Origin of the sequence: Pseudoalteromonas sp. AS71 (assembly GCF_038900275.1) — a bacterium.
GTDB lineage: Bacteria > Pseudomonadota > Gammaproteobacteria > Enterobacterales > Alteromonadaceae > Pseudoalteromonas.
Genome location: NZ_JBBMQZ010000026.1, coordinates 17,688 through 44,430, shown reverse-complemented (window position 1 = coordinate 44,430; position 26,743 = coordinate 17,688). Strand labels below are relative to the sequence as shown.

Sequence of the window (26,743 nt, the reverse complement as noted above, 5' to 3'; positions counted from 1 at the left end):
AATTAGTAAACTCATGATGTTTTACTTAATGATTAAAGTGAGTGAATTGTGTACAATTCGTCCTCGTAAATTTTTATCTCCACCGTCACCGATTGAGGTTGTTTCATGACCGAGCAAAAAAAGATTAACTTATTAGATTTAAACCGAGACGCAATGCGCGAGTTATTTGCATCGTTCGGTGAAAAGCCGTTTCGTAGTGACCAGGTGATGAAATGGATTTATCATTTTGGCGTAGATAACTTCGACGAAATGAGTAACGTAAACAAAAAACTTAAAGAAAAGCTTAAAGCCGAGTGCGAAATTGTAGCGCCAGAAATTACAGTTCGCCAACAAGCAAGCGACGGTACTATTAAGTACGCACTTATTTTGGAAGGCGGCCAAGAAGTAGAAGCTGTATGGATCCCTGAAAAAGAGCGCGCTACTTTATGTGTATCATCACAAGTGGGTTGTGCTCTTGAGTGTACTTTTTGTTCTACTGCTCAACAAGGCTTTAACCGTAACTTAAAAGTATCTGAAATTATTGGTCAAGTTTGGCGTGTAGCTAAAGATATAGGCCTTGATGGTCATAGCGAAAAGCGCCCTGTAACTAACGTCGTAATGATGGGTATGGGCGAGCCTTTACTTAATCTTAAAAACGTAGTGCCAGCAATGGAACTAATGATGGACGACTGGGGCTTTGGTTTATCTAAGCGCCGCGTAACATTAAGTACTTCAGGGGTTGTGCCTGCTCTTGATTTATTAAAAGAAAAAATTGACGTAGCACTTGCTATTTCACTTCACGCACCAGACAACGCACTGCGTGACATTTTAGTACCGGTTAATAAAAAGTACCCTATTGAAGAGTTTTTAGCCTCGTGTCGTCGTTACATCGATGGTTCGAAAGCCAATAAAGACGTAACAGTTGAATACGTTATGCTTAATGGCATTAACGACAGCACCGATCAGGCTCATGCACTAGTGCAAACATTAAAAGGCACTCCTTGTAAGGTCAATCTTATTCCGTTTAACCCGTTTCCGGGGAATGAATATACGCGTTCAAGTAATAGTCGCATTGACCGCTTTTCAAAAGTATTACAAGCAGCGGGCGTTACCTGTATTGTTCGTCGTACTCGCGGGGACGACATTGACGCAGCCTGCGGACAGTTAGTAGGTGACGTAGTTGACCGTACTAAACGTTTAGCTAAAAAGAAAATGCGTGACGATAACGCGATTAGCGTTAATATCCACCAAGCATAATCTGTAGCCACCCTACAGGAATTAGTCACGTAGGGTGGTTAAGTTGTTTATTTTTAAATAAATGATGCAAGACTAAAGGTTTTAGGTAAGATAGGCGCCATGGACTAAAAATAAAGAGATAAGGTAATGCGATCTATACTTGCTATAACACTATCCACACTTGCCTTAAGTGGCTGTGTTAGCGAAAGTAGTTATAACGGCAGTAATAAACCCGTCGTCGAAAATAAAATTAACAATACTGGCGCAGCACGAACACGAATTGCTTTAGCCCTACAGTATTTAAAAACGGGTAACAACTCACAAGCCAAATACAATTTAGAACGTGCAGCAGCATTTGCTCCTGACCTACCTGAAGTACATTACTCTCTTGCTTATTACTATCAACAAGTAGGCGAAAACCCGCTAGCTGATAAAGCCTACCAAAAAGCACTTGAAATAAAGCCTGACGATCCTAATACCCTTAATAACTACGGTGTGTTTTTATGTGGTATCGATGAATACGATCGTGCTACGGATCAATTTTTAAAAGCCATTGAAGTACCAAGCTATATTCGCGTTGCCGAAAGCTACGAAAATTTAGCCTTATGTGCCATTGAATTTGATGATTTTGAAAATGCAGAAAGCTATTTTCAACAAGCACTTAATCACAGTTCTCAACGTACATCTACGTTAATTAGCTTAGCTGCACTGTATTACGCAAAAAGTGACTTATACAAAGCCAGTGAACTTTTAAAACGCTACGACAGTACGGGACGAGTATCTTCTCGTGCATTAATGCTAAGCTACCTTGTAAAAAACCGCATGGGCAGAATAGAAGAGGCTGAAAAAATTTCCAGCACTATTTTACAAACCTATTCTACAAGTGACGAAGCATATGCACTAAAAGAAAAAAGAACGCGTTTTAATGAGTTTGAAATACTGCGAGAAAAATACCGTAAAGCGCAGTTAAAAGAACTAAAAAATGATGAAAGCGGCGCACACGTTAGTTCGAAGCCAAAAATAAAAGTAATTAGAAAAAAACGTTCATCACAAGACGGTTCAACAAGCTTAGTAACAAACAATGAGCAAAAAACAGATAAAAAACTCGCAACAGTAAATAACCAAGATGTAAACCCGGTTATAGCAAGAGAAGAGCAAGTTGAGGCAGCCCAAAATGCGGCCACTAAGCAAGTCGACAAAACAGCCGTGATAGCAAAACAAGCAACAGCTCAAAAAGTGGAAGTTCCTAAAGTAGTGACTTCTAAAGCCGTTGTGCCAAGTAAACCTACCGATACATCGGCTGTTATGCTTGCACTTACTACTGAACACGACTCTGCTGATTCAATAGGAGCAGTTTCTGAAAAGCCAAAGCCTGCTTACGAACCTCAAAAAGAAGCTATATCAGCAAAGCAACCAACTAAAGCTGACGACGAAGTTACAATAATTTCGTTTGGTGCACCTAAAACAGGCCAGTTTAATTCGCAGCAAACTAGTAACTATAGTAATTCAGCCCCCGCAGTTACTGCACAAAAAAATAGTAGTGACGTGGTATTCTACGAAGCGACTAAAAATACAACAGTATTTGAAAATAGCAGCTATCAAAATGATGCCGATATTGAATTTAAAAGTTACGAGGCAGTACAAAAAACAGAGCTCCCAATGCTTAACCCTAAAGTATCGCCTTTACGCGTGCCATTTCACGTAATTGCTGTTGGCGAAAACCTATTTAGCATTTCGGTGCGATACAATGTTAAACTACAAAAACTCCTCCAATGGAATGGTCTAAAAGAGTCGGATCGGGTAATGAATGGAAGTAAAATATACCTAAACGATCCAAATATTTATTACGAAATTAAAGCTGGTGATTCCCTTTACGATATAGCTACCCAGCGGCATGTATTAATTGATGAATTAATGCGATGGAATAAATTAAGTCCTGATATAGCACTAAAACCAGGGCACAAACTTTTACTAGTGGATCCAGACTCATACACATTATGAATGAAGAAAATACGCAAACACAGAGCGAACAGCCAACTGTAGGCCAAATATTAAAAAATCACAGAGAACAAGCAAACGTTAGCATAGCGACTATCGCTGCACCGTTAAAGTTGTCTGAGCTGCAAATTAAACGCCTTGAGAATGATGAATTTACATTACTAGGCCCAATAACTTTTGTTAAAGGCTATATAAAAAACTACTGCCGTGAATTAAAAGTAGATAGCACACCTATATTAGCGATGATGCCAGCACCACCGGAGCCAACAAAGCCCGCTAATATGCAGAGCTTTTCTCGCCGAACTGAAAAAGAAGCTAATGACAGCCGTTTAATGTTTTTCAGCTATTTAATTTTAGCGATTGTTATTGGCTCATCTGCTTTATGGTTTTGGCAAAACGCCACCCCAATTGAAGAGCAAACGAGTAACATAAACGTTGCCAACTCAAAAATGAGCGAGCGCCAAGCCGCTCAACCCAGTATTTCAGAGCAACAGCAACAAGCCGAAATTGACGATGAATCATTATTAGAATCACAAAGTACCTCTAGTGAAACATCAACAAGCCCAGAAGCAGTTACAGAAACGGCCCCTATTGCCTCTAACAACGCAAGCCAAGAAGATGCTAGCAGTACAATTGTTATGAACTTTAACGGCGAAAGCTGGGTTGAAATTTACGACGGCGAAGGCGAAAAAATAGCATTCGGCGTTAAAAAAGCAGGCTACATTATGACCGTAAGCGGAACGCCTCCTTTTTCAGTTGTGCTTGGTAAGCATGACGCTGTAGACATTACTTTAAACGGCGAACCTGTAGATGTTTCTGCATTTCCTAAAAACCGTTTAGCCAAATTTACATTACCACTAGCAGAGTAGTCGCTATGTTTTCAGAATCTCCAATTAAACGCAGAAAATCCACCCGAATCAATGTAGGTAACGTCCCTATTGGTGACGGTGCCCCTATTGCAGTGCAATCAATGACCAACACCGACACCATGGATGTTGATGCAACTGTTGCACAAATTCAGGCAATACAAGATGCTGGTGCCGACATTGTCCGTGTATCAGTACCGACTATGGACGCTGCAGAAGCGTTTAAAAGTATTAAAGAACAAGTGACTATTCCGCTAGTAGCCGATATTCACTTTGATTACCGTATAGCCTTAAAAGTGGCAAAATACGGCGTTGATTGCCTGCGTATAAACCCAGGTAATATAGGTAGCGAAGAGCGTATAAGAGCCGTGGTCGATTCTGCACGCGAGCATAACATTCCTATTCGTATTGGTGTAAATGGCGGTTCACTAGAGCGCGACTTGCAAGAAAAATACGGCGAACCAACACCAGAAGCCTTATTAGAATCAGCTATGCGCCATGTAGATATATTGCGCCGCCTTGATTTTGACCAATTTAAAATATCGGTAAAAGCATCAGACGTATTTTTAGCGGTAGGTGCGTATCGCTTACTAGCTAAAGAAATAGACCAACCACTGCACTTAGGTATTACCGAAGCGGGCGGCATGCGCTCAGGTTCTGTTAAATCAGCAGTAGGTTTAGGTATGCTACTTGCCGAAGGTATTGGCGATACACTGCGAGTGTCGCTTGCTGCCGATCCTGTTCAAGAAATTAAAGTCGGCTTTGATATTTTAAAATCGCTACGCATTCGAGCTCGCGGTATTAACTTTATTGCTTGCCCTAGCTGCTCACGTCAAGAGTTTGATGTAGTAAGCACCATGAACCAACTTGAAGAGCGTTTAGAGGATATTATTGAACCTGTATCGGTTTCGGTAATTGGCTGTGTTGTTAATGGCCCAGGTGAAGCACTAGTTAGTGACATAGGACTTGCCGGTGCAAATCGTCGTTCTGGCTTATATATTAATGGTGAACGCCAAAAAGCGCGTATCGATAACAACAATATTGTTGAACAACTCGAGGGTTATGTACGCGACTTTATAGAGAAAAAGCAGAGCCAAACACCGATTGACATAAAAATAGTCGAATAAATACCGCATAAAGCGCCAAACAGCGGTGTTTGGCGTTTACCTTTATAATCAGAACGCTATAATAGCGGGTCAATTTTTAGCATTCTTGTTGTGTAAGCATTTTTCATTACACAAAAAAAACAGCATTTAGGATTTATCAGTGGCAAAACAAATTCAGGCAGTTCGCGGTATGAACGATTGTCTGCCGGGCGATACACAAGTTTGGCAGAAAGTAGAAAACATTTTACGCGAGACAGTAGCATCGTTCGGTTATCAAGAAATTCGTTTTCCTATTGTAGAATCAACCGACTTATTTAAACGCTCTATTGGTGAAGTTACCGATATAGTAGAAAAAGAAATGTACACCTTTGCCGATCGCAATGGCGACTTATTAACACTTCGCCCTGAAGGCACCGCAGTATGCGTACGTGCTGGCAACCAAAATGGCTTACTATATAATCAAGAACAACGGCTTTGGTACATGGGTCCAATGTTTCGTCACGAGCGTCCACAAAAAGGTCGTTACCGTCAGTTTCACCAATTTGGTTTAGAAACATTTGGTATTGCTACAGCAGATATAGACGCAGAAGTTATTTTATTAACAGCGCAACTATGGGAAGCTTTTGGTATTACTGAACACGTTCGTTTGGAGCTAAATTCTTTAGGATCTAACGAAGCGCGTGCAGATTACCGTGATGCGTTAGTAGCCTACCTTGAGCAACACATTGATGTGCTTGATGAAGACTCAAAACGTCGTATGTATTCAAACCCATTACGCGTACTTGATAGCAAAAACCCAGACGTACAAGCAATTTTAACTGATGCACCTAAATTGTCTGAAAATTTAGATGCTGAATCAAAAGAACATTTTGAAAATTTATGTGAACGTTTAGACGCTGCTGGCGTCTCATATACGGTTAATGAAAAGTTAGTACGTGGTTTAGACTACTACAACCGCACTGTATTTGAATGGGTAACCGACAGCTTAGGCGCACAAGGCACGGTATGTGCTGGCGGACGTTACGACGGCTTAGTTGAACAACTTGGTGGTAAAGCAACGCCAGCAGTTGGTTTTGCAATGGGTCTAGAACGCTTAGTGTTATTGCTACAAGCACTTGAGTGTGTAGGTGACATTCGTCGTAATGCTGATGTATATTTAGCAGCAATGGGCGACAAAGCAAGCATTCAAGCTCCTGCAATTGCAGCGCAACTACGTAAAGACGTACCAGGTTTACGCGTTATGGTACATGCGGGCGGCGGCAACTTTAAAAAACAATTAAAACGTGCTGATAAAAGCGATGCACTTGTTGCAGTGATTATTGGTGAAGATGAATTAGAAAAAGGCGTTGTGACCATCAAGTATTTACGCGAGCGTAAAGAACAAGTCACATTAGAATTAGAACAAGCTAAAGCGCTATTAGCTGAGCTTATTAACGGCTAAGCGAACATTAGAGGTAAGAATGGATATTTATTCAACAGAAGAACAACAAGCAGAAGCCATTAAACGCTTTTTCCGTGAAAACGGCATTTCACTTGCGCTAGGCATACTTGTTGGCTTAGGTGGCTTATATGGCTGGAAAGCATATAACCAAAACCAAATTACTACCGCTGAAAAAGCATCAGATTCATATACAGCGCTTGTTGAAAGCGACGATGTATTATCTTCAGCTGATGCGTTTATTAGCGAAAATAAAGACACAAACTATGCAACACTTGCAGCATTCGTTGCTGCAAAAGATGCAGTAGAAGCGAAAAAATTAGACGTAGCAAGCGAAAAGCTAAGCTGGGTTGTGTCTAATACGCCAAATACAGAATTAAAAGCAATTGCGATTACACGTTTAGCACGTGTTCAAATTGCGCAAACTAAATATGACGATGCATTAACGACATTAAATGCACCATTACCTGAAGCATTCAATGCAAACGTTGCCGAGCTTAAAGGCGACATTTACACTGAGCAAGGTAATAAAGATCAAGCACGTACTGCATACCAAGCAGCAATAGATGCGGGTGGATTAACAAGTAACCCACTATTACAAATTAAGTTAGATGACCTAGCAGTAACTAGCCCAGCGGCATAAGGTTTTAGGCATGAAAAAATTTACAACAGCAGCCCTTGCCCTATGTATGGCAACATTAATGGGTTGTTCATCAAGTGATGATGAAGATGAACTCGTACTTCCTGAAATTGTAAACCAGTTTGAAACAGACGTTGTTTGGCAAGAATCTGTAGGTGATGGCGTAGAGCATTATTTTTCTCGTTTAACACCCGCAGTTTACAAAGATACTGTGTATGTTGCTAGCCGCGAAGGCCAAGTAGAAGCGCTTTCGCTTGATAATGGCGATACAAAATGGGAAACCGATGTACGCCAAGATTTATCGTTTTGGCCTTGGGCTGATAACGGTAATGCAAAATTATCAGGTGGTATTTTGCAAGCCTATGGTAAAATTTATATTGGTTCTGAACACGGCTTTATTATTGCCCTGGATCGCGAAACGGGTGAAGAAGTTTGGCGTAAAAACGTACCAGGCGAATCACTGTCTAAACCAACAGCAGGCGATGGCTTAATATTTGTAAATTTAGGCTCTGGTAAATTGTTAGCCCTTCACCCAGATACAGGCGAAGAGCGTTGGAGCTTTGAACAAGAAGTTCCACCACTAACATTACGCGGACAAAGCTCGCCAACCGTTGCTAACGGTGGTGTATTAGTAGGCCTTGAAACAGGCAAGCTAAGTGTATTAATTTCAGACAGTGGTTACTCAGCATGGAGCGCAGAAATTGCGGTTGCTAAAGGCGCATCAGAATTTGAACGCCTAGTTGACGTAGACACTCAACCACTTATCAGCGGTCCATACGCTTACGCTATAGCTTACAACGGCAACTTGGCTGCTGTAGATATTCGCTCTGGCAATGTTGTATGGAAACGTGAGTACAGCAGCTACCGCGAAATTGCGATGGATGCACAAACAATTTATTTAGTAGATAGCGATGGTGTTATTTACGCATTAGATAAAAATTCAGGTATTGAACGTTGGAGCCAACCCGCTCTACGTGGTTGGTACCTAACAGGCCCTGCTGTTGCAGGTAGCCACTTAGCTTTAGGCGACCAAGAAGGTAACCTACATTGGCTAAATAAAGAAACTGGCGAGCTAGTATCTCGTGAAGACTTTGACAGCTCGGGCTTTTTTGTTGAGCCAGTTGTTGCCGACGATAAGCTAATTTTATACACCCGTGATGGTGAAGTTAGTATGGTAAAAATACCTAACTAACTAGCTAACACTTAAAGGTTTTTTGTAAGGCTTCGCACTGCGAAGCCTTTTGTTGTTTTTTAAAGAGGTAGTTTATGCTTCCCGTGATCGCTCTAGTTGGGCGACCCAATGTGGGCAAGTCCACATTATTTAACCGTTTAACACGTACTCGTGATGCACTCGTAGCCGATTTTCCAGGTTTAACACGAGATAGAAAATATGGCCAAGCTAGTTACGATGGCTATGAATTTATCGTGGTAGACACGGGCGGTATTGATGGCTCAGAAGAAGGCATCGAAATCGAAATGGCAGATCAATCTCTGCTAGCCATTGAAGAAGCCGACATTGTTCTGTTTTTAGTAGATGCTCGTGTAGGTATGACCGTAGCTGACCAAGCCATTGCTAATCACTTGCGCAAGCAAGAGAAAAAGTGTTTTGTTGTTGCCAACAAAACCGATGGTATTGACGCAGATTCAAATTGTGCTGAATTTTACCAATTATCATTAGGTGAAATACATCACATTGCAGCTGCACATGGCCGTGGTATTACATTATTACTTGAGCAAACACTTCAGCCGCTTATTGCTGAACTAGCCGCGCAAGATGAAGAAGTAACAGGTGATGACGAAGAACTAATCGACCTTTACGAAGAAGGCGAAGGAGATGATACCGATCATCAAGCATTTGCAGATAAACCTGTAAAGCTTGCTATTATTGGTCGCCCTAACGTTGGTAAGTCAACACTTACAAACCGCATATTGGGTGAAGATCGTGTAATTGTATATGATATGCCAGGTACAACACGCGATTCTATTTACATTCCAATGACGCGTAACGACAAAGAGTATGTGTTAATTGACACCGCAGGTGTTCGTAAACGTAAAAAAGTCAGTGACGTAGTTGAAAAGTTCTCAGTAATTAAAACACTACAAGCAATCGAAGATTGTAACGTGGTTTTACTTGTTGTTGATGCGCGTGATGGTATTTCTGATCAAGATTTAAGCTTACTTGGTTTTGCGCTTAACTCTGGTCGTTCATTGGTTATCGCCGTGAACAAATGGGATGGCCTAGACGACTACGTTAAAGACCGTATTAAAACAGAACTCGATCGCCGTTTAGGTTTTATAGACTTTGCACGCCTACACTTTATATCTGCATTACACGGTACAGGTGTTGGTCATTTATTCGAATCTGTTGACGAAGCTTACGAGTCGGCAACTAAACGTATAAGTACAGCAATGCTGCGCCGAATTATGGACATGGCTCAAGCCGATCACCAGCCGCCACTTGTTCGTGGTCGCCGTGTTAAGCTTAAATATGCGCATGCCGGTGGTTATAACCCACCACGTATTGTAATTCACGGTAACCAAGTTCATGATTTACCAGATAGTTATAAACGCTACCTGATGAACTACTACCGTAAAGCGCTTAAAATTATGGGCACCCCTATCAAAATTGAATTTAGAGAAGGTGAAAACCCATTTGCTGGTCGTGTTAATAAAGTAACACTGTCGCAAAAGCGTAAAATACGTGCATTTGCTAAAGAAAACCGTAATAAATAAATTCGTTAAAAATTAGTTTATTGCAATAAAAACGGCGTACTTTTTAGTACGCCGTTTTTCATTACTCAAAATTAAGTAATGCCAATTGCACCAGCCGTTCAACTGTGGTGCCTTGAAAATTTGTAGGCGCTTTAGGATAATACTTTGATTTTGGCGGCTTAATACTTATAAACCCATGGTTGGTTGCCATTTCATGGGCTAACAGCTTTCGCTCTCTAGGCGTTAAATGGTTTTCGTGTATCTTTGCCAGCTCGCCACTATCAAGCCATATTCCTGCACAACCTGGGCATTCGTCTATTTCGACAGCCTTAACTGGCGAAAAATACCTGCGCATCATCACAATACTTTTGCACTGTGGGCAATTAACTCGCGATGAGACATCGCCCTCACCTTCAATATAATTACTTAAGTGTTTAAGTAATACCTGACCGTGCTTTAGCTCTGGAGAGCTAAATTTAAATATTTGGCTGTTATCAAAAAACACGCCACCTTGCGCTGAGGTGTAAACAGTGATCCCGCCAACAAGTAAAGGTTCAAGTGGCGTATCGCTACGAGGACAATACATTTAAAATTCCTTTTTATTTTATATTTTTATTATTTATTCAAGTGCTTTGTGAATAAGCCCAACAAGCGGCGCCGGTAATGTAATATTACCTGTAAGTACAAACTCATGCGCGTCATCAGACATTTTTTGCCATGTACGGCGAATGATACCCATCCATTTTTCTTCATTATAATCTGGTTTTGCATTGGCAAACCCAAGCATGTAATGCTCAATAAACACCAAACTTGCTACATCTTCTACTAATTGGCTGTCTAGATTGCGCTTAATATCTTTTTTAGCAACAGCGTTATAAACACGGTTTTGGTCTGTATCGCTAAACCCAACTTGTTTCATTAATTCAACGACTAGTGACGCATGAAAAATATAAAGGGCACTGCGCCATTGATGATAACCCTGTTTGTTCATTTCAAAATCGCTACGTGGCGACTTCCAACGCTGAATATGCTGTGCACGCACTGCAATTTGCATGAGTTCATCGGCATCAGGTTTAAAGCGAATTAGCATTTCGCTCATACGCTGTGAGTATAAATACTCTTTTGGAAAACTTTCTCCATTGTGCTGCTCAGTATTCGGGTCTTGGTTATTCGCTTCATCAATCAGCGTTATTACTTTATTAAACATGACGGTCATTTTTTATAATTAGTTTTAATCATTCTAAACGCTGGTAAAACAATAAACTAGTGCCCCACTCACTTCAGCGGTGAAATTTGTTCAATCAAAAAGTAAAGCCAATTGATACAGATTATAAAATTAAGCGCATTAATAAAGTTAACTTGGTACTATATTAAGTACAAATTAAAAACAAAAAAGCGCGACAAATAACAATTAACTCGCCAATAACGGATGACTATGTTTAAAAAAAGTATTTTAGCTATTTGTTTAGCTGTTGCACCACTACCAAGCCTAGCCGACAGTAACACTGATTTAAAAACGATTATTGATAACCATTGGCAAAATGCAAAAGCCGAAAAAATATTCTTTCGTACCGATCCAGACGGCTGGAAACCCAGTGGTACATTGCCACATTGGACCGAGCAAGCCATTGCTAAGCGCCAAGCTTACAACAACAGTGTGTTAAAAAACTTAGCTAGTATTGACCCAAAAACGCTCAACAACGAGCAGCTAATGAACTACCGCTTATTTAAATACGAGCGAGAAACAGAGCAGCAAAGCTACCTTTTTCAAGATAAGTATTTTCAGGTTAACTTTTTAAGTGGTTGGCATACTTACTTTGCCGAAGCACCGGCTAATATGGCGTTTTTAACGCCTGATGATTACAACGCATTTTTAGTAAGCCTTGCCGACTACCCTCGCTTTAATCAAGAAAACATTAACTTGATGAAAGAAGGTATTGAAAAGGGTTACACGCACTACTGCAAAACATTTGAAAATTACAGCCAAAGTATTAACGCTCATATTGTTAAGCAACCTGAAAACAGCGCCTTATACGAGCCCTTTACACGCATACCAAATACATTTACAGCAGAGCAAAAGGCAACATACCAAAACAAAGCAAAAGCCTTAATTAGCTCAAAAGTAGTTCCGGCTTATCAACACTTTTACGACTTTTTTGAAAACGATTACATGCCTAACTGTAGAGCAGAGCCGGGTATTTCAAGCGTTAAAGGCGGGCTTGAGTATTACAAATATACAGTTAATTACTACACCACAACCAATGCCACACCAAAGCAAATACACGAGCTTGGCTTAAAAGAAGTGGCACGTATAAAAACACAAATGCAAAACATCATTGATAAAGTAGGCTTTGATGGCTCTTACAGCGATTTTTTAGAATTTTTAGCAACCGACGAGCAATTTTACGCAACAGACGCGCAAGACTTGCTTGAAAAAACAGCCTTTATTACGCAAAAAATGTATGGCAAGTTACCAACCTATTTTAATCATTTACCACGTAATACCTTTACTATAAAAGGCTCAGCGAGTCGCGGCGCGTTTTATATGCCACCTGCTGATAACCGCTCCCCTGGCACTTACTTTTTAGCCTCAACACCTAAATTGCAACCTTTGTATAATTTAGAAGCGCTAAGCCTGCACGAGGCAATACCAGGGCACCATTTACAAAACGCTATTGCAATGGAGTTAGATGTACCCGAATTTAGACGCACACTTAGCCACTCAGCATTTGGCGAAGGCTGGGCACTTTACACCGAACGTTTAGGTAAAGAAGCCGGCTTTTATCAAGACCCATACAGCGACTTTGGTCGTTTAGGTTACGAAATGTGGCGTGCCGTGAGACTCGTTGTTGATACCGGTATTCATGCATTTGGCTGGAGCCGCCAAAAGGCAATTGACTACTTGGCAGATCACACTGCTTTGCCACAAAGCGCGGTCGAGGATCAAATAGATCGTTATATTTCGTGGCCAGGCCAAGCGCTCTCTTACAAAATGGGCGAAATAAAAATACGCGAACTGCGTGCAAAAGCCGAAAAAGAGCTAGGCCCACAATTTGACATACGCAGCTTTCACGACACCGTTATTGGCCAAGGTTCGCTCCCTATGGAAGTGCTAGAAGATGTAATAAACGATTGGATAGCAGAGCAAAAATCAGCTATTTAAATTTTAATAGAGACGGCTTATTTAGCCGTCTCTATTAGTTAAGTAAGCTACCGAGCTAATTAAAATACCTAACCATTAATCCTCACCCGCTTTTGCTTCGTACCACTTTAGAGTTTAAAAACCTGAGCAAACCTATGAGCAAACGTATTTTATATTGGCTACAAAACGATTTACGAATAGACGACAACCCTATTTTAAGCGAACTTGCTACTGAGCAATGTGCGCTCGATATTGTATTTGTAATAAACCCACACTGGTTTAAAAATAATAACTACCAACAAAAGCCATATGGCGTGCACAAACAACAGTTTTTAATGCAAAGCTTATTTGAGCTGCAACAAGCACTTATTGAACGCGGGCAAACTCTTCACGTACTTGAGGGCGAAACTTTTAGTGTTTTAAAGCAGCGCATAGCTGAGCAACACATTGATGAAGTAGTGTGCAGTGAACATGTTGGAACCTATGAGCAGCGCCAACTTGCGCGACTAAAAGCACATTGCTCACATGTCATATTTAAAACAACCCAACAAGACACTCTATTTCAACAAAGTGATCTCCCTTTTGATTTAAACGAGCTGCCAAAAAGCTTTACCCCATTTAGAAAAAAAGTAGAGGCGGTAAACATACCTATAACAACCTCAACTCTGCCTAAAGGTTTACTTCCTCAACCTATAACATTATGTGCGGCCAAACCAATTGAGCTTACTGAATATACTGATGACAACAACGCGATAATGCACGGCGGATTTAGAAGTGCGCAAGCTCATTTAGCGCAGTACTTTTCAGGCTTACTGCCAAGTACCTATAAAACAACTCGAAACGAGCTTGATGGCTTTAATAACACCACAAAATTTAGTACCTGGCTTGCCTTTGGTTGTGTAAGTGCGAGGCAAGTTTATAAAGCTGTTGAACAGTACGAACATAACCAAATAACAAACGAGTCTACCTACTGGATTAAATTTGAATTGCTATGGCGAGAGTATTTTAAATGGCATGCACTTAAAGCAGGCAACAGCCTATTTAGCTTTAAAGGTCAAAAGCAAACAAAACCCCTTACTACGTTTATACCAAACCGCTTTGCTGCGTGGTGTAATGGCTCAACACCCTACCCATTAGTCAATGCCATTATGAACGAGCTTAATACGACCGGTTATATATCAAATAGAGCAAGGCAAATTGCTGCAAGCTGCTTAGTTAACGAACTTGGCCTTGATTGGCGCTATGGCGCGGCTTATTTTGAACAACAATTGATTGATTACGATGTAGCCGCTAATTGGGGTAATTGGCAATATATAGCGGGTATAGGGGTCGATCCGCGTGGTGGTAGGCACTTTAATATTGAAAAACAAACCGCGCAGTTTGATCCGCACGCTGTTTACACTAATAAATGGCAAGGCAATGAAAATACCAGCACACAGCTGGATACTTTAAACGAAGTTGATTGGCCAATTTAAGCCGCCAATCAACTTTTACCAAGTAACGTTTAAAACAGCTCAGCAATGCCTATATTAATAGCGTAACCACCCAATGTTAAAAACAAAAATAAACACAGCGCCAGTAGCAGCGGTTTAATACCGGCTTGGCGAATTGCCCCAAAATGTGTGCGTAAACCCAAAGCCACCATAGCAATAGTGAGTAATATATTATCAAACCATACAATAGCGCTTGAAACCACTTGAGGAATAATAGAGAGTGAATGCACACCACTTGTCACAATAAATAACACTGCAAACCAAGGGATGGTAATACCCGCTTTTTGCACACCTCCATGCACGTTATTGTTTGTTTTTGCATGCTCTTTACTTTGCCAAAACGATAATCCCACTAAAAATGGCGCGAGCATCATCACGCGTAGCATTTTTTCTATAACGGCGGTATCAGCAGCATTGGCGCTTACAGCTGTGCCCGCTGCAACCACTTGTGCTACTTCATGAATGGTTGAACCAACAAAAATACCATATGCATGATCACTCAACCCCATGTACTCAAACATGATTGGGTAGGCAAACATGCTTAGCGTGCCAAACACCACCACCGTTGCCACCGCTACCGATACTTTATGTGCCTGAGCTTTTATTACAGGCTCGGTTGCCATTACAGCTGCTGCGCCACAAATAGAGCTACCTGCGCCAATTAATATTACTGTTTGCTCATCAAGCTTAAATACACGTTTGCCAAGTTGAATTGCTAATATAAACGTACCGCTGAGCATAACAATATCGGTTAGTAACCCACTCCAACCAACGCCAGCTACCTGTGCAAAGGTAATTCTAAAACCAAATAAAATAATACCCGCTTTGAGTAAAATACTTTTAGCGTAATCAACACCTACATCGGTACGCGTAGCTATACGCGAAAACACACTGTTGCCCACAATAATACCAACCACAATACCAATAGTGAGTGAGCTAAATTGCGCAGTTTGCATTATTGGTAATTTACTCAACGCAATAGCAATACCCGCAAGTACAATAACCAGTAACATGCCAATCCACCAGCGTGTATCGCCGTATTGCTTAGTATTAATACCCAAAGGCTGAAACCCATTTTTAATAGCGCTAAGCATAATATTCCTTCAATTGAACAACGTTAAACTGTTGACTTCATTTTAAGAGAGCGCAAAATATAACTCCAATATATTAAAATCATGATTCGATAACCTAAGGTTATACGATTTAAGGTATTCAATGAACTTACATGCACTTAGGGTGTTTTATACAGTGGCTAAATTGGGTAGCTTTTCAGGCGCAGCCGAAGCGCTTTTTATAAGCCAGCCCGCTGTTTCTAAGGCGCTAAAAGAACTTGAGCATCAGTTAAACATTCAACTTATTGAGCGCGCATCTAAGGGTAAAAAGCTCACCTTAAGCGAGGGTGGCCAAGCCTTATATGATCATGCACGTAGCATTTTTGCCATAGAAAAAGCCGCCATTGAAGATATTAAATCGCGTACAGGGCTTAAGCGCGGCACACTCGTTATAGGCACTAGTACAACTATTGCAAGCTATTGGTTACCACCTTATTTAGCTAAGTTTTGTGCGCAGTACCCACATATAAAAGTTGAAGTGCAAGTTGCTAATACCGCACAAATTGAACATGCCTTACTTGAATGCACCATCGATTTAGCATTGGTTGAAGGCACACCAACCGAGCCACATATAATAAGTAAGCACTGGAAAAACGATTTAATGAGTGTAGTTATACCAAGTAATTTAACACCCGCTAAAAACTTAAAAGCATGGTTAAACAATCAATTTTGGTTACTACGAGAGCCAGGCTCTGGCACTTTAGAGATGTCGGTTAAGCTATTACAGCAATACGGCATTACAGCAAAAAACTGTATGCAATTGGGCAGTAACGAGGCAATAGCAAGGGCAGTAACACAAGGAATGGGCGTTGCTTTATTACCTAATGTAGTTACAGATGATTTAATCCAATTAGGTAAATTAACACGGCTAAAACAACCAAATAACATCGAGTTATCAAGACCATTGTATCAATTACACTATAAAGACAGACCGTCTTCACACGCTGCACAAGCGTTCGAAAAAAGCCTCTTTAGTGAATAATGCTCACAATCTGTAAGTAGTAAGGCACCAGTAGCAAATTTAGATAAAGTTTAATATATGAAGTCAAAATTTGAGCCCTTTAGTCTTTCTGATGCCTATTAGCTAAGTTAAAACTCACTTGTGTTACGTGATACACCTTTCATGCTTCACTATTAAATTAAAATAGTTTTTAAACATGTGTTCAGAACTGATATCCCTTAAATCCACATCAAAATAGTAGCCGCTTTCTAAAAGTTCCAAACTTTCTAAATCATTGCATATGCGTTCAAGAATTAAATATTTATACTTTGGAGTTATGCTTTTAATGTCATCCGGAATGAGCCCTTCGGCATCAAAATTCAAAACAACTCTTAAACTGGTACCTGAATAGCCATAGTTTACAAAACTAATTCGGCTATCAATAGATGAAAAAAAAGCGCTGTAGTGATCTTTATCTTCTTCGTATTCCCATTGAGAAGCATCCCCCCAAATCAAGACAAAAATAACGCCAAAAGCAGCTGCAGCTACAGCTACAGCTACAAACAATTTGTTGGCATTTATCAAAAACCACAATTGAACTTTTTCAGATCGCATTAACTTCATAAGTCACATAACTTTTAAGTAAAAGACTAAATCAGTCGGATAAAATAAAAGACTAATAATCAAAACTAAAGTCTTGCTCATTCACATGTGTGGATAATATAACTAAGGTTAAGAAAAATACCTTGATGCTACACCAATGCCGATAAGTAAAATAATTAATAAAACCCAATATCTTTTTGAACCATCTAAATTTTCACCGCACACTGGGCAAGATGATGACGCGATTGGAGTCCCGTTAAGATTTGTCGTTTTAACTATTGGGGAGGTAATTCCTGATTTACACTTTTTGCACTTCATAAATATCCATATTAATTATAAATAAAATCGCGGGATGATGCTCACATAACGCTTACCTAATTGACGTTAAATGACAGGCTATAATTAGCAACAAATCAAAGAATGCCAAGCTTTATACATCCTTTTAATTGAATTGCCATAACATAAGAATAGACCTTACAAACCCTTAGTTAAATCTTGTGCCAATGTACCCGTTGGTTTTTCAATTACGCGTACTAACTCTTTACCATTATCTTTTACTATAAACGTAGGGGTGTATTGCAAGTCGTTAGCCTGTGCAATACCTGCATCGTCTTGCTTGTTGTAACCTACGGCCACATATTCAATGCTTGCAAGTTGTACTTTTGATTCATCTAGTAACTTAATTAAACGCGGCACTTCGCGCTCACTGTCGTGGCACCATGTGCCAAATAATACAATTAGCTCTTTACCTTCTAGCTTTTGCATTAATGCAATGTCCTGTGCTGTTGGCGTAAATGCTTTGTATTGCTCGTTAAACTTGTCGTAGTCGCTTAGCAGTACATCAGTGGTAATTCCGCCCGAAAATGGTGCCGTAGCAGCGCAGCTTACAAGCGGCATGCTTAAAGCGCACAGTAAAATTAATTGTTTAAACATGAGGTACTCTTTAATTGGGTATTTAATTAAGTATTAATTTAGGTATCAAACGACTATACCCAATATTGTGCGTGGAGTGAACAGCTCTCAGGCGTTACTTTTTATCCATAAAAAAGTTAACTTGCGATAAGTTAGTTAAATATTCTCGCCTTACGTCTTTATTCTCAGCTAGCTTATCTAAGTCACCAATTAAGGTAACTAGTTTATTATGTGAATGGCTGCTTGTTTTTTCAAACTCGCCTTGCTTTTCGTCACTCTCAACACGCTCTTTTTTATTCATGTTGTAGCTGTTTTCGTTTTCTTCAAGCCAAATATCGTCAATTAAGCGAATGTCGCTTTTACTAACTGTTTGCTCTTGCATCGCCATTTGCAGCTCGTATTGGTTAGTTTGCGGGTTAAACGCATACATTTTTTTATCAACATCAACCTCGTGAGACTGATCGAGCCCCACAAGTTCTTTATTTTTAACCGCAGTCCCTACGTTATAACTCTCTTCTTTGTGGTAGTAATCAGGGCGACTGTATTGATAATCAAAATGGCTACTTACATTTTTACTCTGCGTTACACCGCTGAGTTCCCCTAACTGTCTTTGCTCAGTTGCTTGGCTTAATTCAATGCTGCTTTTTGGTTGATAGTCGCCGTTATCCAGCGCATAAGAAAATGTAGCATCAAAATCAGCGAGCTTAGAAATCCCCGATCCTAATGTATTCGGCGCTTTATTACCTAGCCCTTGGTAACGGCTATCGTTTGCGACCATGTTATCAACTAAATCGGCTACCATAGCGCGCCCGTCATTAAATTGCTGATCTGCAAGCGACTCCAAATTGCTATAACGCTCAGCCGCCGACGACATACTCGCAAAAGCGCCTTTAAATAATGCAAAGCCCTGCAGCATTGCTTCGTCGCCTTTTCGCCCAAATGCCGACTCTTTATCGTCTTTGGTACTGTTTACTCGGCTATCTTCTAAGCTTTGATCGAGCGACGCTAAATACAGCTGCATTTGCTGCGTGTCTTTAGCGCCAATGGTTGACATATCAAGTGCAAAATCAATGTCGTTTTGCCCACCTGCGGCTTTAAACACAAGTGCTTGCTGGTTTGATGCTTCATCAATGGAGTAACTTAAATCAAGCGTGTTCTCTTTCGAATCAAGATCTTTATTTTGCGTTGTTGAAAACGACACATCAAAGCCTGTTAGCTGCTCACTATTAAACCCTGCTAAAAAATCTAAACTCATGTCTGTTTGGTTTGGCACTATAAGAGGATTAAATGAGTTTTCACTCACTTTAAAAAATTCATCGGCCATTTCGCCAACACCACTGAGCACCTGCGTAAGTGCTTTATGCTCAGCCTCAGATAAATCGCCATTTACTTCGTAACTTAAACTAAAGCCATCAACGGCTTCGCCTGTGTTTTCATCGTACCCTTGCGATGAGTTAAAGATAATGTTTATAACATCACCCTCTTTAGTTTTTACCGAGAGCTCAAACTGGTAATTATCGTCATCTTCGTATTTTGCACGATTGAGGCTTTCCATGTAAGGATTAAGTGAGCGCTCTACACGTTGCTGGCTTGAGGCTAAAAACGTTTTTTGCTCATGCCCAAGCTGCCCTAAACTCGATAAAATATCGCTGGTATTAGCATAAGCACTCTGAATATTTTTAACCGACGTATTTAATCGCTCAATTAATTGGGTACTGTTTTCGTTTTTTAATAACCCCTCATGCTGAGAGCTTATTACGGTGCGCAGGGCGAGTTCTTCATCGGAGAGTTTATAGTTAAGCGTGCTAGGCGTACTTGAAATAGTAAATAGCGAGGTAAGTTGCTGTTGTAAAATATCCCCTACTTTTTGATTGCTAACTAGTGCTTCGTCAATAGTGTCATTATTTAGCTGGCTTAATAATTCATCGGATATTTTGGGGGCGTTAGTTTGTAAATCATTAATAGCTTGAAGGTCGCTACCGGTTAGCAGCGAAGGACTCACAGAGGTTTGGCTAGCGTTATTAACTGATTGGGCAAGTAAAGTGCTTAAATTAGACTGGCTGGCGAGTGTATTATTAACCATGATTATCCTTAATCTCTAAACCCTATTAAGTAATGTATCGGGCGCTTAGTTAAAAGCTTTAGCTTAAGGAGATATTTTTTACCTATTATTTATACAAACAATAGGCCTAACTCTTAAGGCCTATTTTATTCGCTTACTACCTTCATCTGTTTCTTTTATTCTTTTTACTAAAAAGTCGACCGCCGCTTTTACCTTTGGTACTAAATAGCGCTGCTTTTGATACAACAAATAAACCGCCATAGTCGCATTTTGGCTTATCGCTAATTCATGCTCAAACTTAAGCTCTTGCAACTGGCCAGACTCAAGGTATGAGTCGAGCGCCCACCGAGTAGACATTAAAATGCCCTCACCATTACACGCTTTTTTAGCCAGCCACGAACCGTTATTTGAAATAGCGACCGCAGGCCCAGAAACGTCGTGCCATTGCTCATCTACTTTACATAACCACGGCGTTGGCCCCGCTGGCGTTTTAAAATAAAGGCCACTGTGGTCCTTTAATTCCATAACATTAGTAGGCACGCCGTATTTTTGTAAATAGCAGGGTGACGCGACAGGAATAAAGCCATTATCCATTAGTTTTATTGCTAGCACGCGTTCATTTGGCGCATAACCACCACGAATAGCAATATCTACATCGTCACGCCCAAGTGTAGACAGCTCATCACTTAAGCTAACATCTAATATAATTTCGGGGTATAGCGCGCTAAATTCATCAAGCAGAGGCAGTAATATTTTATCACCAAAACTCACCATTGAGCTTATACATAATCGCCCCATTGGTGTTGTTTGATAACTGCGCACTGTTTCGTGGCTTTGCTCTAGCTGATTTAATATTTGCTGAACATCGTTATAGTAAATTTGCCCAACTTCGGTCAATTTAACTATGCGAGTCGAACGCTTTAAAAGCGTCGCCCCTAGGCTTTTTTCTAAATCAGCAACTCGCCGTGACAACGACGAGGGCGGCACATCAAATGCTTTTGCGGCTTTGGTAAAACTGCCCGTTTCAACCACCTTAATAAAATACCGTATGGCTTTTAGTTGATCCAAGTTGCCTCTCCATTAAATAAAATGCTTTATTGTCTTAAAGACAAAAGTGATTCGCATTTTCCCCTATATATAAGCAAATTAAAACAAGTAATAATGTACTCAACCTAAAGACAGGGACTTAAATTGCATTTTTTGGCAATGAGTATCTTCACGTTAATGATGGAAAGCTGACTTATGATTACTTTGCACGGTTTTGCTGCTAGCAACTATTACAACCTAGTTAAACATGTACTTTTACACAAACAACTGCCATTTAAAGAACACCTTGTTTACGGCGGTAGTGAAGAGTTACTAGCAATCAGCCCTGCAGGCAAAGTGCCTGCAATCACAACAGCTAACGGGCTTAATATTTCAGAGTCGAGTGTTATTTGCGACTTTATAGAAGAGTCGTACCCACAAACCCCGCTATATCCTGAAGATGCAGGTGAGCGCGCAGTTGTACGTCAAATTATGAAAATGGCAGAGCTTTATTTTGAACTGCCAAGCAGACGGTTCATTCCTTATGTATTTTCAGGCGCTGAAGTACCTGAAACAACTAAAGCCGAAGTACACCAAGTATTAACGCGTGGCGTAACCGCTTTAAGTAGCGTGTGTAAGTTTTCGCCGTGGATTGCAGGCGAGCAATTTACAATGGCAGACATTTACGTTTATTACGTAAACACCATAGTTAGCGCCTTTGGCTCAAGCCAGCTTGACTGGGATGTACTTGCACAAGTTCCCGGCATGAAAAAGTGGAACGAAACAATGAGCCAATTAACCATTGCCCAAAACATAGAGGCCGATCGCCAAGCGAATATGGCTGAATTTATGCAAAAAGTGAAAGCGCAAATTCAAGCAGCCAACGCTAAATAACGCGTAGCTACAAAAGTATCTATTCTAATTTTTAATTACTAAGACAGATCGCCAATACAATAATGCTATTGGCTTAACAAATTTAATTCTTTGCAGGAGACACCTATGACAGATAAAAATATCCAACTTACTTCAACTATCAGCGAAGACAATAAACTTACACTTGCCTTAAAAAACATCGAGATGCCAAAGCCAAATGCCGATGAAGTGGTTATTCGTATTGAAGCTGCACCATTAAACCCATCAGACTTAGGCGTTTTATTCAGCGCAGCTGATATGTCTACTGCAAAGCAATCGGGTACTGATGAAGACCCAGTAATTACTGCCGATGTTCCAGCTCAATTTATGCCATCACTTAAAACTCGTGTTGGAAAAGCAACCCCTGTAGGTAATGAAGGCGCAGGCACCGTAGTAGCTGCGGGGTCATCACCAGCTGCACAAGCATTAATGGGTAAAACCGTTGCAGTAATTGGCGGCGGTACGTATCGTCAATTTATATGTGCCAATGTACAAAGTTGCCTAGAGCTAAAAGAAGGGACTACTGCTAAAGAAGGTGCATCATCTTTTGTTAACCCACTTACCGCACTAGCAATGGTAGAAACCATGCGCGCCGAAGGCCATAAAGCCATTATTCACGCCGCAGCGGCCTCTAACCTTGGCCAAATGCTAAACCGTATTTGCATTGCCGATGGCGTTGATTTAATTAATATTGTTCGCAAACCAGAACAAGAAAAATTACTGCGCGATATGGGTGCAAAATATATTGTTAACTCAAGCAGCGACACTTTTCTTGCTGACCTAACAGCTGCAATAATCGAAACCGGTGCAACTATAGCGTTCGACCCTATTGGTGGCGGCCAACTAACAAGTGACATACTTAACTGCATGGAAGTTGCAGCTGCTCGCGATATGAAAGAGCACACAATTTATGGCTCTGATACATTTAAACAAGTGTATATTTATGGCGCACTAGATCGCGGCCCTATTACATTAAACCGAAACTTTGGTTTTGCTTGGGCTGTAAACGGGTTCTTGTTATTTAATGCTTTAGGTAAATTAGGCACAGATACAGTAATGAAAATGCGCAAACGCGTTGCTAATGAAATCACCACTACTTTTGCGAGCAACTACACGCACGAAGTTTCATTAGCTGAGGTATTACATTTACAATCAATTGCCGCTTATTCTAAACAAGCTACCGGCGAGAAGTACTTAATTAAACCTCAAGCTTAATTAAATATTCTTCGTTAAAAATTAAAAACCACAGCGCTTAGCACTGTGGTTTTACAATTTAAAAGCAGATGCTAATTAGGTATCTGCTTTTATATTTGGTCGTCGTAAAAGCTAGTTGGGAGTATTCACTTTAGCTAATAAGTTTACACAGGTAGATTTTACTACATAGTTTCAAACTGAATTTCAGTTTTTGTTGGCACAAAAAGTTAACTATATACAGTGCAACCAACCGGTGGACATATGAATCCTTAGCTCTTCTTTAAGCAATAAGCATCTAGATAGCGAACTATTTAATGAAATCAGGAGAACTTGTCCACCAAAGATTTAATGTATTTACTTACTTTATTCATTTGAAGCTCTAGTTCCACTTCAGTATTTTCAGACAGCTCATCTGGTGTACTTATAGTAATATTAGTAAACTCTTGGCGAATAATGTATGTTGGAATTTCTTGATTGAATAATTGTTTTAAACTTCCCTCAGCCTCGAATCTGACAGATGTATTTGTAGCTAAAATTGGGCTGTCATCAACACGAAAACCGTCCTTAAGCAAAACTTTCACATTAGGATTTTTCTCAAGCTGCTCTCTATTTTTTATTACCGGGCTTTTAATTAAATCACAAAGCTCATCTAGAGCATCGATCTCTTCTTCCTTTACATTAAAGTACTCATACGTGAGACCTAAACCAAAATACTCATTAACAATACGTGCTTTATCTATATACTTTATAAGTCGTGTTACTTTTACAATAAAAGATTTATTCGCAGTTTGATGGCTTACAACTCCAATGGGAACTTCATCACACTCTGGATCATCGAGCACAATTCTAAGCTCCCCTAAATCACTTAACATATTTACAACTTTAAGTAGCTTGGGGAAGTACGGTAACTTATCTATTCTTTTACCAATCCAAATCTTCGTATGTATTGTAAACGCAAGCTGGATATCTACATCAAATCCATATTCTACAGAAAAAGATAGTAACTTAGCTAATGCGCTCCCTTCTATTATGCTTTTCTTAGTTCCGCCATAACAAAGAGCATCACAACTAGCTAAACAATAATCTACTGTTTTATTTTTATTCGTTACATATATATGGCATTTTTTTTTACTTTTTACCGCTTCGACTTGAAATACAGCATCTGGCTTTGTCATTAATTGCTCAAAAAGTGGTGAGCCACACATATTGATTTTATTCAGATCAATTGAAAACTCTCGACCTTCTTCTGCTAGTTTTAAAAATGAATTAATTAATAAATGATCTTTTTTATCTTTGACTGCAACTTGAAGCTCTATGCTGGCACACTTAGGCTCAAGTATATAACTTAGCTCACCATTAATAATGTTTGTTTTTATACCAAAGCGAGGATCTAATTCAGTAATATTACTTTCGTTGAGCTTAAGAGCTTCGAGAACCAATTTTGAGGATGAAGATACACTTTGATCATTTATATACTCTACAGTGTTTTTGAGAACCTCTTTCCTTACCGCTGCTTCATCGTAAAGTTGTTTACCAATATTATTATTTGAGAATTTTTCAGCTTTTTTCTTCCACAACTCGAGCAAAGGGATAGGGTATTTAAGGACATCTATATCAATTATACGAGCGCAATTCTGACAAAGCCAGATCCCATTTTGATACCCTTTACGTTCGTCTTTTGTTAACCTTACATCATATCTTGGCCCTCCAATTGCTGCCGCTGTTATATGAGCAGCCACACCTACACCCGCACTACCAAGTACTTCAGTTTTAGCGCCGAGAGTTAAAACTCTACAATCAGGATTTGAGCATAAGTTACCCACATTTTGTGCCAATAATCTTTTTGTAGTAACTTTAAAATCATCTCGTCTATTCAATTTAATCATATTAGACACTCAATATTTCTTCTTCTAAAAAGTAAGACGTTCTATTTACTGCTGTATCTAAAGTGGCATAGTCAATTTAGAAATTTAGTAGCTAAAAGAGAAAGCCAACTATTTTGTTTTTTAACAACTCAATAACCATCATTTTCCCTTAGCCACTTTTCAAATGTTTCTTTGGAAGCATTAGTGAGAACAGAACTAAATGCACCTTTATTTCCATAGTATAGACAGTGCCTTATCATGGTATATGGGTTTAAAGTATCTTTTGAATTTTCATTGGCTTCAAAATCTGTTTTATAACGTTTTACTTTCGCAATACCTTCTTTCATATAGGTGTTTAACTTAGTTCTAGTTATTTCTGGTTCTAAAGAAACAATTTCATCTGTAAAACCGTCGACTTTATGAGCTTCAGCATCAAAATCAGAAAAGAAGTGATTAGCTATCTTTAGAAGCCCGAATGCAGTTAATAAGCCATTACCATTCGATGATATTAATTTTTGTGGGCCTGCAACGGTAGGGTCTAAAACTTCATCTGTACCATCATCTTCAGCTTTTTGTATTTCAAGCTCAGTCTCAGTTCTTATTGCAAGAAACTCTCTATCAGCTAATTCAAATAATGCAGCCAATGTATTGATTCTTCTTTTTAATTGGTTTGGGATTTTTTTCTTGTACTTGATTTTATGATCTAAAACGCTCCATGAATCTTGAACGATAGTTCGTATTTGAATTTCAAAGTTAAAATCTACAAATGCCTTATACTCAGGCATTTCAATTCGATCCTTCCCTAACTTTAAGTCTAGGTGTAATCCTTTATAACCAAATGATCCTTCTGTTTTCTCCATTTGAGAAATTTTGTCCGTTACGTCAATAACAGAAAAATGCTGATCTAATACAGCCTTAATTTTTTCGATGTCGTCCTCATATAAACAAACGACTCTAAGACCGATTAAATCTGAAATATGATCCTTAATCTCATATTTAGCTTCATTCGCTTCAAGGTCTTTACGATACTTTAGGTTAAACTTTCTAAGGCACTCTTCTTTATCTTTAACTCTGCCTTCTATTTTGGAGATGGCAATATCACCAGAATGTGAAACCAATGCATTTATCAATGCACAGAATGAGGTTTTTGCACCATCAAGAATCTGCAAATTATCGCTATAAAATTCTCTAAAATGATTTTTTTCCAAATCGTAATCTAAAGATGCCACTGGAACTCCTTTTGATGGCTGATATTTTAACCGTATGTGAATAACCCATATTTTTATTGATTTCACGTTCATATTATCTACATCATACAGTTTTAACAAATTACTTAAGGGATTGCTAACAATAAGTTTTTTATAATTTTAATTACAAATACACTGGATAAAAGTTAAAAATCGCACATTTCATCGGACAAATACACAAAAAGATCCTTTTTGATCAAACTATTCAATAATTGTACTAATTAATGCAATTAGTCATAAATCTGTAACTTTGATCCGCG

At 39.5% G+C, this 26,743-nt stretch carries 22 protein-coding genes; 13 read left to right on the top strand and 9 right to left on the bottom strand.

Features of this window, described 5'->3' with window-relative positions:
- The first annotated feature begins 105 nt into the window (after positions 1 to 105).
- From WNY98_RS17515 to der, 8 genes are all read left to right on the top strand, one after another.
- The gene (locus tag WNY98_RS17515; protein WP_024597874.1) at positions 106 to 1,236 is read left to right on the top strand and encodes a bifunctional tRNA (adenosine(37)-C2)-methyltransferase TrmG/ribosomal RNA large subunit methyltransferase RlmN; all 1,131 of its coding nucleotides are present in this window, start codon (positions 106 to 108) and stop codon (positions 1,234 to 1,236) included.
- A 126-nt stretch (positions 1,237 to 1,362) separates the two neighbouring features.
- The gene (gene pilW, locus WNY98_RS17510; RefSeq protein WP_342878541.1) at positions 1,363 to 3,216 is read left to right on the top strand and encodes a type IV pilus biogenesis/stability protein PilW; all 1,854 of its coding nucleotides are present in this window, start codon (positions 1,363 to 1,365) and stop codon (positions 3,214 to 3,216) included.
- Positions 3,213 to 4,082 carry a RodZ domain-containing protein gene (locus tag WNY98_RS17505; protein ID WP_076924990.1) on the top strand — a complete coding sequence of 290 codons (870 nt, stop codon included), beginning with the start codon at positions 3,213 to 3,215 and terminating at the stop codon, positions 4,080 to 4,082. The genes pilW and WNY98_RS17505 overlap by 4 nt, the downstream gene beginning before the upstream one ends.
- A gap of 5 nt (positions 4,083 to 4,087) precedes the next feature.
- The gene (gene ispG / locus WNY98_RS17500) at positions 4,088 to 5,206 is read left to right on the top strand and encodes a flavodoxin-dependent (E)-4-hydroxy-3-methylbut-2-enyl-diphosphate synthase (protein WP_024604283.1); all 1,119 of its coding nucleotides are present in this window, start codon (positions 4,088 to 4,090) and stop codon (positions 5,204 to 5,206) included.
- Between the two features lie 139 nt (positions 5,207 to 5,345).
- Positions 5,346 to 6,626: a histidine--tRNA ligase gene (gene hisS, locus WNY98_RS17495; protein WP_170071597.1), complete on the top strand. Its 1,281-nt coding sequence runs from the start codon at positions 5,346 to 5,348 to the stop codon at positions 6,624 to 6,626.
- Between the two features lie 19 nt (positions 6,627 to 6,645).
- Positions 6,646 to 7,266, top strand: a complete 621-nt coding sequence (locus WNY98_RS17490) for a tetratricopeptide repeat protein (protein WP_007583431.1) — start codon at positions 6,646 to 6,648, stop codon at positions 7,264 to 7,266.
- A 10-nt stretch (positions 7,267 to 7,276) separates the two neighbouring features.
- Entirely contained in the window at positions 7,277 to 8,455 is a 1,179-nt protein-coding gene (gene bamB, locus WNY98_RS17485; protein ID WP_007583433.1) for an outer membrane protein assembly factor BamB, read from the top strand.
- A 74-nt stretch (positions 8,456 to 8,529) separates the two neighbouring features.
- On the top strand, positions 8,530 to 9,996 hold the full coding sequence (gene der, locus WNY98_RS17480; RefSeq protein ID WP_076924987.1) for a ribosome biogenesis GTPase Der: 1,467 nt from the start codon (positions 8,530 to 8,532) through the stop codon (positions 9,994 to 9,996).
- A 61-nt stretch (positions 9,997 to 10,057) separates the two neighbouring features.
- On the opposite strand, the gene WNY98_RS17475 is transcribed toward der, so the two are convergent.
- The gene (locus WNY98_RS17475) at positions 10,058 to 10,561 is read right to left on the bottom strand and encodes a zf-TFIIB domain-containing protein (RefSeq protein WP_342878540.1); all 504 of its coding nucleotides are present in this window, start codon (positions 10,559 to 10,561) and stop codon (positions 10,058 to 10,060) included.
- 33 nt (positions 10,562 to 10,594) lie between these two features.
- Positions 10,595 to 11,182, bottom strand: a complete 588-nt coding sequence (locus tag WNY98_RS17470; protein ID WP_342878539.1) for a DUF4202 domain-containing protein — start codon at positions 11,180 to 11,182, stop codon at positions 10,595 to 10,597.
- A gap of 228 nt (positions 11,183 to 11,410) precedes the next feature.
- Here WNY98_RS17470 and WNY98_RS17465 point away from each other — a divergent pair, with 228 nt between their 5' ends.
- Both WNY98_RS17465 and WNY98_RS17460 read left to right on the top strand, forming a co-directional pair.
- Positions 11,411 to 13,138, top strand: coding sequence for a DUF885 domain-containing protein (locus WNY98_RS17465; RefSeq protein ID WP_342878538.1), 1,728 nt, complete (start codon positions 11,411 to 11,413; stop codon positions 13,136 to 13,138).
- Positions 13,139 to 13,272: 134 nt separating this feature from the next.
- Positions 13,273 to 14,592, top strand: a complete 1,320-nt coding sequence (locus WNY98_RS17460; RefSeq protein WP_342878537.1) for a DASH family cryptochrome — start codon at positions 13,273 to 13,275, stop codon at positions 14,590 to 14,592.
- 29 nt (positions 14,593 to 14,621) lie between these two features.
- On the opposite strand, the gene WNY98_RS17455 is transcribed toward WNY98_RS17460, so the two are convergent.
- Positions 14,622 to 15,704, bottom strand: a complete 1,083-nt coding sequence (locus WNY98_RS17455) for a YeiH family protein (RefSeq protein ID WP_342878536.1) — start codon at positions 15,702 to 15,704, stop codon at positions 14,622 to 14,624.
- 121 nt (positions 15,705 to 15,825) lie between these two features.
- On the opposite strand from WNY98_RS17455, the gene WNY98_RS17450 reads away from it, so the two are divergent.
- The gene (locus WNY98_RS17450; RefSeq protein ID WP_342878535.1) at positions 15,826 to 16,704 is read left to right on the top strand and encodes a LysR substrate-binding domain-containing protein; all 879 of its coding nucleotides are present in this window, start codon (positions 15,826 to 15,828) and stop codon (positions 16,702 to 16,704) included.
- A 123-nt stretch (positions 16,705 to 16,827) separates the two neighbouring features.
- Here WNY98_RS17450 and WNY98_RS17445 read toward each other — a convergent pair whose 3' ends face one another.
- The 4 genes from WNY98_RS17445 to WNY98_RS17430 all read right to left on the bottom strand — a co-directional run bounded on the left by WNY98_RS17445 (position 16,828) and on the right by WNY98_RS17430 (position 21,307).
- Complete coding sequence (locus tag WNY98_RS17445) at positions 16,828 to 17,277, bottom strand: hypothetical protein (RefSeq protein WP_342878534.1); 450 nt, start codon at positions 17,275 to 17,277, stop codon at positions 16,828 to 16,830.
- Between the two features lie 462 nt (positions 17,278 to 17,739).
- Positions 17,740 to 18,198, bottom strand: a complete 459-nt coding sequence (locus WNY98_RS17440) for a thioredoxin family protein (protein ID WP_342878533.1) — start codon at positions 18,196 to 18,198, stop codon at positions 17,740 to 17,742.
- A gap of 94 nt (positions 18,199 to 18,292) precedes the next feature.
- On the bottom strand, positions 18,293 to 20,260 hold the full coding sequence (locus tag WNY98_RS17435; RefSeq protein ID WP_342878532.1) for a hypothetical protein: 1,968 nt from the start codon (positions 20,258 to 20,260) through the stop codon (positions 18,293 to 18,295).
- Between the two features lie 120 nt (positions 20,261 to 20,380).
- Positions 20,381 to 21,307, bottom strand: a complete 927-nt coding sequence (locus WNY98_RS17430; protein WP_076924977.1) for a LysR family transcriptional regulator — start codon at positions 21,305 to 21,307, stop codon at positions 20,381 to 20,383.
- Positions 21,308 to 21,481: 174 nt separating this feature from the next.
- Here WNY98_RS17430 and WNY98_RS17425 point away from each other — a divergent pair, with 174 nt between their 5' ends.
- Together WNY98_RS17425 and WNY98_RS17420 are read left to right on the top strand one after the other, a co-directional pair.
- Entirely contained in the window at positions 21,482 to 22,159 is a 678-nt protein-coding gene (locus tag WNY98_RS17425) for a glutathione S-transferase family protein (protein WP_342878531.1), read from the top strand.
- Between the two features lie 105 nt (positions 22,160 to 22,264).
- Complete coding sequence (locus tag WNY98_RS17420) at positions 22,265 to 23,392, top strand: zinc-binding dehydrogenase (RefSeq protein ID WP_342878530.1); 1,128 nt, start codon at positions 22,265 to 22,267, stop codon at positions 23,390 to 23,392.
- 299 nt (positions 23,393 to 23,691) lie between these two features.
- Here WNY98_RS17420 and WNY98_RS17415 read toward each other — a convergent pair whose 3' ends face one another.
- Positions 23,692 to 25,257, bottom strand: a complete 1,566-nt coding sequence (locus WNY98_RS17415; RefSeq protein WP_342878529.1) for a hypothetical protein — start codon at positions 25,255 to 25,257, stop codon at positions 23,692 to 23,694.
- 128 nt (positions 25,258 to 25,385) lie between these two features.
- Positions 25,386 to 26,465: a (p)ppGpp synthetase gene (locus WNY98_RS17410; protein ID WP_342878528.1), complete on the bottom strand. Its 1,080-nt coding sequence runs from the start codon at positions 26,463 to 26,465 to the stop codon at positions 25,386 to 25,388.
- Positions 26,466 to 26,743 lie beyond the last annotated feature (278 nt).